Source organism: Polymorphobacter multimanifer (assembly GCF_014205635.1).
In the GTDB taxonomy this organism is placed as follows: domain Bacteria; phylum Pseudomonadota; class Alphaproteobacteria; order Sphingomonadales; family Sphingomonadaceae; genus Sandarakinorhabdus; species Sandarakinorhabdus multimanifer.
In genome coordinates this window covers 65988-78623 of record NZ_JACIIV010000020.1, presented here as the reverse complement: position 1 = coordinate 78623, position 12636 = coordinate 65988, and the positions used below count along the sequence as shown (strand labels likewise).

12 protein-coding genes are annotated in these 12636 nt (G+C 67.7%); 6 read left to right on the top strand and 6 right to left on the bottom strand.

Annotation, left to right across the window (positions count from 1 at the left end; translation table 11 throughout):
• Nucleotides 1-209 precede the first annotated feature (209 nt).
• The 3 genes from FHS79_RS13630 to hflK all read right to left on the bottom strand — a co-directional run bounded on the left by FHS79_RS13630 (nt 210) and on the right by hflK (nt 3960).
• The gene (locus tag FHS79_RS13630; protein ID WP_207792358.1) at nt 210-1718 is read right to left on the bottom strand and encodes a Do family serine endopeptidase; all 1509 of its coding nucleotides are present in this window, start codon (nt 1716-1718) and stop codon (nt 210-212) included.
• 205 nt (nt 1719-1923) lie between these two features.
• Complete coding sequence (hflC, locus tag FHS79_RS13625) at nt 1924-2769, bottom strand: protease modulator HflC (protein WP_184201103.1); 846 nt, start codon at nt 2767-2769, stop codon at nt 1924-1926.
• 18 nt (nt 2770-2787) lie between these two features.
• Nucleotides 2788-3960: an FtsH protease activity modulator HflK gene (gene hflK, locus FHS79_RS19205; RefSeq protein WP_184201100.1), complete on the bottom strand. Its 1173-nt coding sequence runs from the start codon at nt 3958-3960 to the stop codon at nt 2788-2790.
• Nucleotides 3961-4086: 126 nt separating this feature from the next.
• Between hflK and FHS79_RS13615 the strand changes: the two genes are divergently transcribed.
• Both FHS79_RS13615 and FHS79_RS13610 read left to right on the top strand, forming a co-directional pair.
• On the top strand, nt 4087-5136 hold the full coding sequence (locus FHS79_RS13615; protein ID WP_184201097.1) for an Mrp/NBP35 family ATP-binding protein: 1050 nt from the start codon (nt 4087-4089) through the stop codon (nt 5134-5136).
• A gap of 2 nt (nt 5137-5138) precedes the next feature.
• A complete protein-coding gene (locus tag FHS79_RS13610; RefSeq protein WP_184201146.1) occupies nt 5139-5552 on the top strand; it encodes a CoA-binding protein in 414 nt (137 codons plus the stop codon).
• 44 nt (nt 5553-5596) lie between these two features.
• Here the strand turns inward: FHS79_RS13610 and FHS79_RS13605 are convergent, their stop codons facing one another.
• The gene (locus tag FHS79_RS13605) at nt 5597-7105 is read right to left on the bottom strand and encodes an FAD-binding domain-containing protein (protein ID WP_207792355.1); all 1509 of its coding nucleotides are present in this window, start codon (nt 7103-7105) and stop codon (nt 5597-5599) included.
• 33 nt (nt 7106-7138) lie between these two features.
• Complete coding sequence (locus FHS79_RS13600; RefSeq protein WP_184201094.1) at nt 7139-8893, bottom strand: acyl-CoA dehydrogenase family protein; 1755 nt, start codon at nt 8891-8893, stop codon at nt 7139-7141.
• Between the two features lie 44 nt (nt 8894-8937).
• Between FHS79_RS13600 and FHS79_RS13595 the strand changes: the two genes are divergently transcribed.
• The 4 genes from FHS79_RS13595 (at nt 8938) to FHS79_RS13580 (ending at nt 11860) form a co-directional block, all read left to right on the top strand.
• Nucleotides 8938-9963, top strand: coding sequence for an L-threonylcarbamoyladenylate synthase (locus FHS79_RS13595; protein WP_184201091.1), 1026 nt, complete (start codon nt 8938-8940; stop codon nt 9961-9963).
• Between the two features lie 66 nt (nt 9964-10029).
• On the top strand, nt 10030-10467 hold the full coding sequence (locus FHS79_RS13590) for a hypothetical protein (RefSeq protein ID WP_184201088.1): 438 nt from the start codon (nt 10030-10032) through the stop codon (nt 10465-10467).
• A gap of 56 nt (nt 10468-10523) precedes the next feature.
• Nucleotides 10524-11087, top strand: coding sequence for a PadR family transcriptional regulator (locus tag FHS79_RS13585; protein ID WP_184201085.1), 564 nt, complete (start codon nt 10524-10526; stop codon nt 11085-11087).
• A 161-nt stretch (nt 11088-11248) separates the two neighbouring features.
• On the top strand, nt 11249-11860 hold the full coding sequence (locus FHS79_RS13580) for an outer membrane protein (protein WP_184201082.1): 612 nt from the start codon (nt 11249-11251) through the stop codon (nt 11858-11860).
• 135 nt (nt 11861-11995) lie between these two features.
• On the opposite strand, the gene FHS79_RS13575 is transcribed toward FHS79_RS13580, so the two are convergent.
• On the bottom strand, nt 11996-12634 hold the full coding sequence (locus tag FHS79_RS13575) for a 3-oxoacid CoA-transferase subunit B (protein WP_184201141.1): 639 nt from the start codon (nt 12632-12634) through the stop codon (nt 11996-11998).
• Between the last annotated feature and the right edge of the window lie 2 nt (nt 12635-12636).

Here is a 12636-nt window from a genome sequence, read left to right as displayed (position 1 = left end):
ACGAAATTCCGGCGAATACGGCGATGCTTTTTTCTTCTCTACCATGATGGGTATCCTCTGAGGGTTTTACCCTCCGGTAAACCCGGGGCAGTTCAGTTTCGCAAATGTGGCCACCGGTTTTCCGACAAAACCACGCCAACAAAAAACGAGACCCGCATTTTGATATCATCAAAATGCGGGTCTCGCGGCAGCAAGTGGAAAGTGCGCGGCTACTTCGTCGCGGCGATCAGCTTGACACCGCGGTAAAGCGGCAGCCCGGCGCCGCGCTGCACGAGCAGCAGCACCGTGTCGCGCCCGGCCTTGCGCGCCGCATCCACCGCCGCAGCCGCTTCCGCCGGCGTGGTCGTCGGCCGCTGGTTGATCGACAGGATCACGTCGCCGCGCTGCAGGCCCTGCGAGGCCGCGTCGGAACCGGGGCTGATCCCGGCAATCACCACGCCGCGCACGGTGGCGGGCAGCTTCTGCTGTGTGCGGATCGCTTCAGTCAGCGGGGTCAGCGTGATCCCGAGCGATTGCCGCGTGGCTTCCGCCGCCGGGCTCTTCTCCTCGGTTGCCTCGACTTCCGGATCGGTTGGCAGGCCCGAGCGCGCCTGCACAATCGCTTCCGAAGGCCGCTGGGCGATGGTGGCGCTGATCGTGCGGCGCTGGCCGTCGCGCAGCAGCTCGATCGGGATCGCAGCCCCCACCGGCGTGTTGGCGATCACATAGGAGAGCGTGTTGTCGAAGGTCACTTCCTGGCCGTTGATCCGCGTGATCACATCGCCCTGGCGAATGCCGGCGCGCGCCGCCGGGCCATTGGGCTCGACCGAGGCGACGATCTCGCCCTTGTCCTTGGGCAGGCCGAGGCCCGCCGCAATGTCGGCGCTCAGCGGCTGGATGCCGACGCCCAGATAGCCGCGCTTCACCGTGCCGGTGGCGCGAAGCTGCTGGATGATCGGCCGCGCCACTTCGGCCGGCACCGCAAAGCCCAGCCCCACATTGCCGCCGGTCGGCGAGAAGATCGCGGTATTGATGCCGATCACCTTGCCCTCGAGGTCGAACAGCGGCCCACCGCTGTTGCCCTGGTTGATGCTGGCATCGGTCTGCAGATAGCGGTCATATTGCCCGGCGCCGATGTTGCGATGCAGCGCCGAGACGATCCCCGCCGTCACCGTGCCGCCAAGCCCGAACGGGTTGCCGATGGCAATCGCCCAGTCGCCCACGCGCACATCGTCCCGCGGCGCGAATTCGACGAACGGCAGGTTCTTGGCATCGACCTTGAGCAGCGCCATGTCGGTCAGCGGGTCACGCCCCACCACGGTCGCCTTGTACTCGGTCCGGTCCGCCAGCGTCACCGTGATCGATTCGACTGGCGGCGCGTTGGGGGATGGGTTGCGCCCGTCGCTCGCCGAAATCACATGGTTGTTGGTCACGATATAGCCGTCGGCCGAGATGATGAAGCCCGAGCCGAGCGAATTTGCCTCGCGCGTCACCGGCTCGCCCTGCTCGCCCTGCTGCTCCTGGAAGCGGCGGAACAGCTCCTCGAGCGGGGAGCCCGGCGGCAGCCCGCGGAAGCGGTTGACCGGCACCTTCTGCGTGGTGGACACATTGACCACCGCCGGAGACAGCTTCGACGTCAGCTCGGCAAAGCTGCGCGGCGCACCGCCCGGCGGGTTGATCGGCACGGCCGGCGGCGTCGCATTCTGCGCCACCGGGGCCTGCTGGCTGTTGGCCGGCATGATGATGGCGGCGGCGCCGCCCACCAGAAGGGCTGCAGGAATGAGACTACGGGCAATTCGCACGTGATAGGAACCTTTCGTACAACGGGAGCGCTCGAATGCGCTTCCCCGGGGTTGTTCATCGCATCTCGTTCATCGTTGAGGTGCGCCTAACCAGCGATGAACAGGAGCGGCCCCGCCCGACACATGGCGTCGCACCCCGCCATCACCGGTTGCCGCGGTTGCCCTCGAATTCGCGCAGGAATTCGTTGTTGGGCGACATCACGATCGTCGAGCTCGAATCGGTGAAGGTGGTGCGATACGCCTGCATCGCGCGGTAGAAGGAATAGAATTCCGGGTCCTTGCCGAAGCTGCCGGCATAGGTCCGCGCCGCCTCGGCATCCGCCTCGGCGCGCACCAGCTGCGCCTGCTTCTGCCCCTGCGCGCGGATCGTCAGCGCCTCCTGCTGCCGCGCCGAACGCATCCGCTGGAACGCCGATTCGAGCGGCGTGCCACTCGGCAGATCGGCGCGCTTGATCCGCACATCGACGATCTCGGCACCATATTGCCGCGCCTGGCGGTTCACCACGGTCTGGATGTCATCCATCATCTGCCCACGCTCGGGGCTGAGCAGCGCCGAGAACGGCTGCTTGCCGAGCTCGTTGCGCAGCCGCGACGTCAGAATCCGCTTCAGCGCATCGGCGGCATTCGTCTCGGTTCCTACCGTCTGCAGCATCCGCAGCGGATCGGTGATGCGGAAGCGCGCAAACGCATCCACCACCAGCCGAAGCTGGTCGGTGGAAAGCACCGTCTGCGCCTCCATGTCGAGATCGAGCACCCGCTTGTCGACAAAGATCACATTCTCGATGAAAGGCACCTTCGCCACCAGCCCCGCGCCCCCCATGCCGAACGGCTGGTTGGGCTTGTAGCTGTTGACGATCCGCTCGGGCTTGCCGAGCCGCAGCACGATCGCCTGCTTGCTCTCGGGCACCACATAAAAGGTGCTCATCGCCAGCACGACTAGTGCAAAGGCCATGGCGGCCCAGAGGATGGGGTTGCGGGTCAGGGGCATGGTCTTGTTCACACTCGTCTATTGCGCGGGCGCGGGTTCAGGCACCGCCGCCGGACGCTTCTTGATTTCCTGCAGCGGCAGATAGGTCGTCACCGAGCCCGGCTCGATCACCGTCTTGTCCACCTTGCTCAGCACGCTCTCCATCGTCTCCAGATACATGCGCTTGCGCGTCACTTCCGGTGCCAGGCGATATTGCTCGTACACCGCGTCGAACGCCGCCGTCGCACCCTGCGCCGAAGCGAGCAACTGCTGCGCATAGGCCCGCGACTGGTTGAGATACTGCTGCGCATCCTGCTGTGCGGCCGACACATCCTTGAAGGCATCGTCCACCGCACCCGGCGGATCGGCCTGGCGAATGTCCACGCCGCGAATGTCGATGCCGCTGCGATAGCTGTCGAGCGTGGACTGGATGCGTTCACGCACCTGTTCGGCGATCTGCGCGCGCTGCGGGCCGATCGCGTCGGTCAGTGTCGCGCGCGCAATCTCGGCACGCATCGCACTCTCGGCCACTTCGCGCACCGTCTGCTCGGGGTTGGCGAGTGCAAACAGGAACTGCTCGGGATTGTTGATCTTCCACCGCACCGCATAGGCCAGCGTGATGATGTTCTGGTCCCCGGTGATCATCAGGTTTTCGGCATTGCCGTCCACCGCACCGATGTCGATCGAGTTGATCTGCTCCACCTTGCGCAACGTCACCGAATCGATCGGGAACGGCAGCTTGAAGTGCAGCCCCGGCTCGGTCGTCTGCACATAGGCGCCGAAGCGCAGCACCACGCCGCGCTCCTGCGGCTGCACGCGATAAAAGCTCGAGAAGATCAGCCAGGCCGCGACAAGCGCTGCCCCCACCCAGAGCGCGCCCTTGCCGCCGAGCGCATCGAGCCCGCCGCCGCCACCGCCGCCGCCACCGAAGCCGCGGCCGCCACCGCCGCCACCGGGCAGCGATTGCCGGAGCTTCTCCTGCCCCCGGCGAATGATGTCGTCGAAATCACGGTTGCCACTCGGACGCGGCGCCGTCGGCCGGCGCGAGGGGCCTTCGCCCCATGGGTTCCGCCCGCCACCCGAACCGCCGCCCTCACCCGACGACTTGCCGCCTTCGTCACCAGCGTCATCCCAGGGCCCCCGGTCCGCCGGCGAACGGTCGCCGGGCTTGCGGCCACCTGAATTGGGGTCATTGTTGTTCTGCCAGGGCATCGGCTAGGGTTTCCGTCTCTCGTCAATACTTGATCTCCACCTATATACGCGCTCTCTCCCGGATTGCGAGGGCGCGACACTGACGCCGCGCCCGCCACCGCAGCCAGGCCCCACAGAGGAAATCGCATGCCACTCAAGGACAGGATCGCCGAGGCACTCGCCACCGTCATCGATCCCGCCGCCGCGGCCGATATGCCCGGGGCCGAGGCCGCCAATATCCTCGCCAGCGGCCGCGTTTCCGGCCTCGTCGTCCGCCCCGATGGCGGCGTCGGACTGGTGCTCGCCGTCGATGGCCTTGAACGGTCGACCGCCGAGCGCCTGCAGGCGGAAGTCGAAGTCGCGGTCAACCGTGTCGCCGGCCCCAAGGCCGCGCGCATCATCCTCACGGCCGATCGCGGCAGTGTCGCAGCCGATGCCAAGCCGCAAGCCTCCACCATCCCCGGCATCCGCAAGCTCATCGCCGTCGCCAGCGGCAAGGGCGGGGTCGGCAAGAGCACCGTCTCGGCCAACCTCGCCGTGGCCCTGGCGCGGCAGGGCTTCGCCGTCGGCCTGCTCGATGCCGATATCTACGGCCCCTCGGTGCCCACGCTGCTCGGCATCGAAGGCCGTGCCCAGCTCGAAGGCAATCGCCTGCAGCCAGCCCAGGTCCATGGCATCAAGGCGCTGTCGATGGGGATGATGACCGATCCCGGCAAGGCGATCATCTGGCGCGGTCCCATGGCCAGCTCCGCCCTCGTCCAGATGGTCGAACAGTGCGACTGGGGTGTGCTCGATGTCCTCGTCATCGACATGCCGCCCGGCACCGGCGATGTGCAACTCACGCTGGCGCAGAAGCTCAAGCCCGATGGCGCCATCGTCGTTTCCACCCCGCAGGATCTGGCGCTCATCGATGCCCGCCGCGCCGTGGCGATGTTCGGGGAGGTCGGGGTCGAGGTCCTCGGCCTCATCGAGAACATGAGCGGCTATTGCTGCCCCGAATGCGGCCATGTCAGCCACCCCTTCGGCCAGGGCGGTGCGGAAGCCGAGGCCGCCGCCATCGGTGCCCCCTTCTTGGGCCGCATACCGCTCGATATCGGCATCCGCAGCGATTCGGATTCGGGCCAGCCCGGCCGCGGCGTCGCGGCGCACGCCTTCCTGCCCATTGCCTTGCGCGTCGCCCGGGAGATCGGCCTGTGAGCCTGCTTGCCACCGATACCGAAATCGCCGGCCTGCTGCGGCGGGTGAAGCGCATCGCCCTTGTCGGCGCCTCGGCCAATCCGTCGCGCCCGTCGCACGGCGTCATGGCCTTCCTGCTCCAGCACGGCTTCGACGTCATCCCCGTCAACCCCGGCCTCGCCGGCCAGTCGCTGCTCGGCCAGACCGTCGTCGCCACCCTCGCCGATGCCGGACCCGTCGACATGGCCGACATCTTCCGCAGCGCCGATGCCGTCCCCGCCCTTGTCGAAGAGGCGATTGCCAGCGGCGTCCCCGCTCTCTGGCTGCAACTCGGCGTCATCCATCACGAAGCCGCAGCCCGCGCCACCGCCGCCGGCCTCGACGTGGTGATGGACAAATGCCCCAAGATCGAGATGCGCCGGCTCGGGATGGCCTGACCCGGGAAGTCCGGCCCCTTGTCGCCAATTGTCGTCGAACAATCTTACAGGTCCAGCTCGCGCTGCCCTGAAGCCGGCTTGCCGCGCCGGCGGTTGGCGTCGGGCAGCCCCGCCTTTCGGCTGCCATGCTTCACCAGAATCGCGCATGCCGGCGGCGCATGCGCCGGGTCGCGGCGGATGCCGGCAATCGCCGCCCGCGCCGCACGCGCCGCCACCTCATGGTCGGCAATCGGCCCAGGATAGCCGAGGTCCCCGCGCAGCTCCGGCGGTGCCTTCCACGGCTCGTGCAGCCATGGCGTCGCCAGTCCTGCCAGCTCGGGCACCCAGCGCCGGATGAAGTCGCCATTCGCGTCCTGGTCATGCCCCTGCTTCACCGGGTTATAGATCCGCGGAATGTTGGTGCCCGTGGTGCCCGATTGCATCTGCACCTGCGCCCAGTGGATGCCCGGCTCATAATCGGTGAACATCCGCGCCAGCACCGCGCCCGTCTGCCGCCAGTCGAGCCGCAGATGGTGGCTCGCCACCGACATCACCATCGCCCGCATCCGGAAATTCAGCCAGCCCGTCGCCGCCAGGCTGCGCATGCAGGCATCCACGAACGGCCAGCCGGTCATGCCGCCCGCCCAGGCCGACAGCGCCGCCCCCTCATTCTCGTGCACCCCGTCATAGGCCGGGTGCAGGCAGCGCGCCTCCAGCCACGGCGCATCCTCCAGCTTCTGGATGAAGTGGCAATGCCAGTGCAGCCGGCTCACGAAGCTGTCGATCGCCCGCACGAACATCGCGTCATCCGCGGCCCGCCAGCGCAGCCGTGCCGCCAGCGCCGCCTGATACGCCTCGCGCATCGAGATCGACCCCTGCGCCAGATGCGGGGAGAGCCTTGAGCAATGCGCCGCCCCGCTCTCCGGCGCCGACATCGCCGCCCGGTAGCGCCGGCCCCGGCTCTCGAAAAAGCCCTTCAGCAGCGCCAGCCCCTCGCGGCGGCCGCCGCGCTGGCGGCCGGGGCAGGGGTCGTCGGCCAGCCCCAGCGCCGCCGCATCGGGCATCGCATCGCTCGGCACGTCGGCGCAGCGGATCGCCGCCGGCGCCGGCAGTCGTGGTGCGGCCATCATCGCATCCCAGCGCGCCGCCCAGTCATTGCGGTTGTCCAGCGCCCGCCACACGCCGTGCTGGCGAACCTCGTGCACGCCCACACCGGCGCCGCGCGCCCAGCGCCGCACCGCCCTGTCACGCGCAAAGCTCCACAGATTGCCTGTCTCCTCATGCGCATGCACCGCATGCACGCCATGCGCCTTGTGCAGTTCGTCGAGCACCGCCACCGCCTCGCCCACCCGCACCACCAACCGCGCGCCGCGCGCCGCAAGGCTGCGATCGAGGTCGGCCAGCGTTTCGGCCAGAAAAGCAAATTGCCGTCCGCTCATGTCCGCCTGCGCCCAGAGCGATGGCTCGATGATGTAGAGCGGCAGGACCGGCCGCCCGCTCGCCGCCGCCGCCGCTGCCGTCAGCGGCGCATGGTCGTGCACGCGCAGGTCACGCTTGAACCAGACGATCTCCACGCGGCTCAGCCCGCACCGGGCAGGGCAGGGCGCTCAGGCCGCAAGCACATCCTCGGGGATCGCATAAAGCAGCGCGGCGCCGCGCATCACCGGTCCCGCAAGTGCTGTCGCCTGCGGCAGCAGCTGCTCGGCATAAAAGCGCGCGGTGCTGATCTTGGCGTTCAGGAATTTCGGGTCGCCCTCGCCACGCCCCAGCATCGCGGCAGCCGCCTGCGCTTGCCGCGCCAGCAGCCAGCCGCCGAGCATCAGCCCCATCAGCCGCAGATAGGGGGTGGCGCCCGCCGCCTTGTCATCGGGGTCGTTGGTCGTCGCCAGCCAGTGCGTCGTCGTCTCCGCCGCTGCCAGCGCATCCTCGAGCCATGGCGCCATCGTCGACAGCTCGGCATGGCTTTGCAGCTCGGCCACGGTGGTCCGCACATCGGCAAGCAGCGTCTTCCAGTGCGCGCCGCCGTCCATGCCCAGCTTGCGCCCTACCAGATCGAGCGCCTGGATGCCGTTGGTGCCCTCATAGATCGGCGCAATCCGCGCATCGCGCAGATATTGCGCGGCCCCCGTCTCCTCGACAAAGCCCATGCCGCCGAACACCTGCAGCGCCATGCTCGCCACCTCCACCCCGATGTCGGTGGCAAACGCCTTCGAAATCGGCGTCAGCAGATCGGCCAACCCCTGGCCTTCGGCATGACCCACATGCGCGCGGTCGACCGCAGCCGCGTTCAGATACACCAGCGCCCGCGTCGCCTGCGTCAGCGCCCGCGCGGTCATCAGCGTCCGCCGCACATCGGCATGCTCGATGATCCTCACAGCTTTTCCACCATGCCCGAAGCGCGCCGATTGCGTGCGGTTCTGCGCATAGTCGAGCGCATGCTGCGTCGCCGCCTCGGCAATCGCCACGCCCTGCAGCCCCACCTGCACCCGCGCATTGTTCATCATCGTGAACATCGCCCGCATGCCGGCCCCCTCGGCCCCCACCAGATAGCCCACACAGGCTTCATGGTCGCCAAAGCTCATCGTGCAGGTCGGCGAAGCATGGATGCCGAGCTTGTGCTCCAGCCCCACACAGCGGACATCGTTGCGGGTGCCGTCGCGCAGAAACTTCGGCACGATGAAAAGGCTTATCCCCCTGGTCCCCGGCGGCGCATCGGGCAGCCGCGCCAGCACGAGGTGAACGATGTTGGCGGCGGCATCATGCTCGCCCCAGGTGATGTAGATCTTCGTGCCCTTCAGCCGGTAGCTGCCATCGGCATGCGGCTCGGCGCGCGAGGTCAGCGCCCCCACATCCGATCCCGCCTGCGGCTCGGTCAGGTTCATCGTGCCGGTCCATTCGCCGGTCACCAGCTTGCTCAGATATTCGGCCTGCAGCTCGGGGCTGGCATGCGCCGCGAGCGCCTCGATCGCCCCCTGGCTCAACATCATGCACAGCGCAAACGCCATGTTCGCACTGGTCAGCTGCTCCTGCACCGCCACCGAAACCGCAAAGGGCAGCCCCTGGCCGCCATGCGCCTCGGCCACGCCCAGCCCGGCCCAGCCGCCTTCGACATATTTGGCATAGGCTGCGGCAAAGCCCGGCGGCAGCGTCACCACGCCATCTGCGAGCACCACCGGCACCGTATCCCCCACCCGATTGAGCGGCGCAAACTCGTTCTGCGCCAGCTTCGCCGCCTCATCGAGGATCGCGGTCACCATGTCCGCACTGGCATTCGCATAGGCCGCATGCGCCGCCAGCCCCGGCAGATCGGCAATCACATCGAGCACGAAGCGCTGTTCGGCGATGGGGGCGGTGTAGGGCATGGCATCAACTCGCTTCTGAAGGCTGCTCCCGCTATAGCCGAGCCATGGAGCACCATGAAAGCCCTGCGCCTCCAGTGCGACAAGTCGAAGGGCGGCAAGTGCAGCCGGCCGACACCGCTGCCGTGCGCGAAGCCACGGCCATCTTGCACGCCGGCGGCATCGTCGCCGTGCCCACCGAAACCGTCTATGGCCTCGCCGGCCGCGCCACCGATCCTGCGGCAGTGGCGGCCATCTATGCCGCCAAGGGCCGGCCCTCGCACAATCCGCTCATCGTCCATGTCGCCAGTTTCGCTGCCGCCGAAAAGCTGGCGATCTTCGACGCCCCGGCCCGCGCGCTCGCCGCCGCCTTCTGGCCGGGGCCGCTCACCCTGGTGCTGCCGCTGCGCCCCGATGCCGGTCTGGCCCCCGCCATCACCGGCGGCCGCAAGACCCTGGCGCTGCGCGTCCCGGCGCATCCGGTGATGCAAGCGCTCATCGCCGCCGCCGGGCCCCTGGCGGCGCCCAGCGCCAACCGCTCGAGCCATATCTCGCCCACCACCGCCGCGCACGTGGTCGCCAGCCTCGGTGCCGCCGTGCCGCTGGTGCTCGATGCCGGGCCGTGCAGCGCCGGGCTCGAATCGACCATCGTCCAGGTCACCGATGGCGTCGTCCGCCTTCTGCGCCCCGGCGCAATCGCCGCCGAGCGCATCGCCGCCATCGCCGGGCCGCTGTCGCCGCCCGCCACCGCCGCCGCCGTGATCGCGCCAGAACTGATTGCACCAGAACTGATTGCACCAGAACTGATTGCACCGGGCATGATGGCCAGTCACTACGCCCCCCGCCAGCCGGTCCGGCTCGGTGCCCTCCACGCCGCCCCGCACGAGTTCCACATCGGCTTCGGCAGCGTGGCCGGCGATCTCAACCTGTCGCCCGCCGGCAGCCTCGCCGAAGCCGCCGCCGGCCTGTTCGCGGCCCTCCACCACGCCGAAGCCAGCAACCGCAGCGTCATCGCCGTCGCCCCCTTTCCCGAGGACGGGCTCGGCGCCGCCATCAACGACCGTTTGCGACGGGCCGCCGCCGATCGAAGCTGAATTGCTCTTGCGAACCATTCGCATATAGACCAGCCTGCACATCGAGATCCGGGTGGAGGTGCAAGCATGTTCGTGGCGCAGGAAGACGGCTATTGGGGTGGTGGCACGCCCGACGACAACTCCCCGGCGCTCGCACCGGCCGAGGCGGTCCTTCTCTGGTCGCTCCGCCGCCTCGCCCCCGCCATCGCCACCGCCGGCCCCATGGCGCGCTGCCGGGTGGTCGAAGTCACCCTCATCCGCCAGTTCGGCGGCCGCGGGCAGGAGATCGGCGTGCTTCTCCGCTGCCTCGCCCAATTGCTCGTCGCCGGTGCCGTGCGTCCGCTCCAGCTCGGCTGCCCCGCCATGGCCGCCCTTACCGCCGACGAGACCATGCTGCTGCACACCCTGCGTAGCCCCGAAGCGACCCCGAAATCCCCTCTCGATGACCTTCTGCACCCCTTGCGCATCCCCACAGCAACCCGGTTGCTGGCCATGATCGCCACTATTTCTCGCACCGGAGCTTGAAAAACAACCTTCAAGATATATCTTGATACGTTCAAGACTGCTTGAAAGGATTTCTCATGACCTTCCGACATGGTGGACATCGCGGCGGCGGCTGGCAGGCTTTCGCCACCCGCATGGCAGACAAGTTCGAGGAAGAAGGCCTGTTCGAACGCGGCGTGCGCTTCCGCGGCCGGGTCCTTGATTCCAATGGCTTGCGCCTCGTCCTCCTCAGCCGAATTGCCGAATCCCCCGCCCATGGCTATGAGCTCATCAAGGCCATCGAGGAGATGACCGGCGGCGCCTATGCCCCCTCCGCGGGCATGGTCTACCCGCTCCTCACCCTCCTCGCCGACCAGGGCCTCGTCGAGGAACAGGCCGATGCCAGCCGCAAGCGCTATGCCATCACCGAATCCGGCCGTACCGCCCTCACCGAAGAAGCCGAGCCGCTTGCCGCCGCGCTCGATCGACTCGAACGCGTCGGCCACCGTGCCGCACGCGCCGGCGCCTCCCCGGTCCGCCGCGCCATGAAGAACGTCGAGGCAGCACTTGCCGCGCGCATGGGCAGCGAAACCGATCGCGACCTGCAGCTCAAGGCCGCAGCCGTGCTCGACGAAGCCGCCCAGAAAATCGAGCGACTCTGACCCCGAAGTGCGGCGGGCGGGACCGGATCCCGCCCGCCGTTCACGCATTTCCGCCAATTTCTCCACAATTCCGACTGATTTCGTTCAGCCCGAGTTTAGGTTCCACGCTCCATAGACCGCGCATCGGCTGTATGGCCGACGTAAAACAGTTGGAGCACTTCATGCGTATCATTCTTCTCGCCGCCGCCGCCCTTGTGGCCACGCCGGCAGTCGCACAAATCGGCCCCGAGCCCTTCAACGGCGCCTTTGTCGGCATCCAGGGCGGCTGGCAGCAGGACCGCCAGACACTCGAAACCCAGGTCGGCAACGCGCTGGTCAAGGCCAGCAACAAGAAGGACGGTTTCAACTACGGCGGCCAGATCGGCTATGATTTCCGCGTCAACCCGAGCGTTGTCTTCGGTCTCGAAGCCGCCATCACCGGCCGCACCGGCGAAACCTTTCTCGACGATGGCTTCGATGTCTATCGCCTCACCCAGGGCCGCACCATCAGCACCACCGCCCGCGTCGGTTTCATGACCGATCCTCAGGGCCTGGTCTATGCCCGCGGCGGCTATGCCAACGCCAAGTTCAACCTCGATGATGCCGGCACCCGCTTCACCGAAAACCGCGACGGCTGGACGGTCGGCGCCGGCTACGAACGTGCCGTCAGCCAGAACGTCTCGGCCCGTGTCGAATACGGCTATTCGGACTTCGGCCGCGATCGCCTCGGCGCTGCCACCGACCTGACCTATCGTCGTCATGCGGTGAATGCCGGCTTGAACTTCCGCTTCTAAGCCAAGCGCGCAAGCGATAGCGAAGCTATTGCGCGACTCCGCAGAGTGCTCGGCCAGCGAAGCGAAAAGCTTCGCTGGCCGATCTCGTCTGAATTCAGCCGCTGCATTGCCGCCGCCGCTGCCTCAACCATTCCATCAATCCGCCAGAAACGCGCCCTCGGTCTTCGCCCGCAGCGTCGCCAGGTCCACGCCCGGCGCCAGCTCGACCAGCCGGAACGGCGCGCCGCGTGTCGGCCGCGCCAGCACCGCCAGGTCCGAAATCACCATGTCGACCACGCCCTTGCCGGTCAGCGGCAGCGTGCACGCGGTCCGGAATTTCGGGCTGCCGTCCTTCGACACATGGTCCATCAGCACGATGATCTTCTTCACGCCCGCCACCAGGTCCATGGCGCCGCCCATGCCCTTCACCATCTTGCCCGGGATCATCCAGTTGGCGAGGTCGCCATTCTCCGCCACTTCCATCGCACCCAGGATGCTGAGGTCGATATGCCCGCCGCGGATCATGCCGAACGAATCCGACGATGAGAAATAGCTGGTCCGCCGCAGCTCGGTGATCGTCTGCTTGCCGGCATTGATCAGGTCGGCATCCACCTCGTCTTCGGTCGGAAACGGCCCCATGCCGAGCATCCCGTTCTCGCTCTGCAGCGTAATGTCGATGCCGGGCGCGATATGGTTTGCCACGAGCGTCGGCATGCCGATGCCCAGGTTGACGTAAAAGCCGTCCTGCAGCTCCAGTGCGGCCCGCGCGGCCTGTTCGCCGCGGCTCCAACCCATCG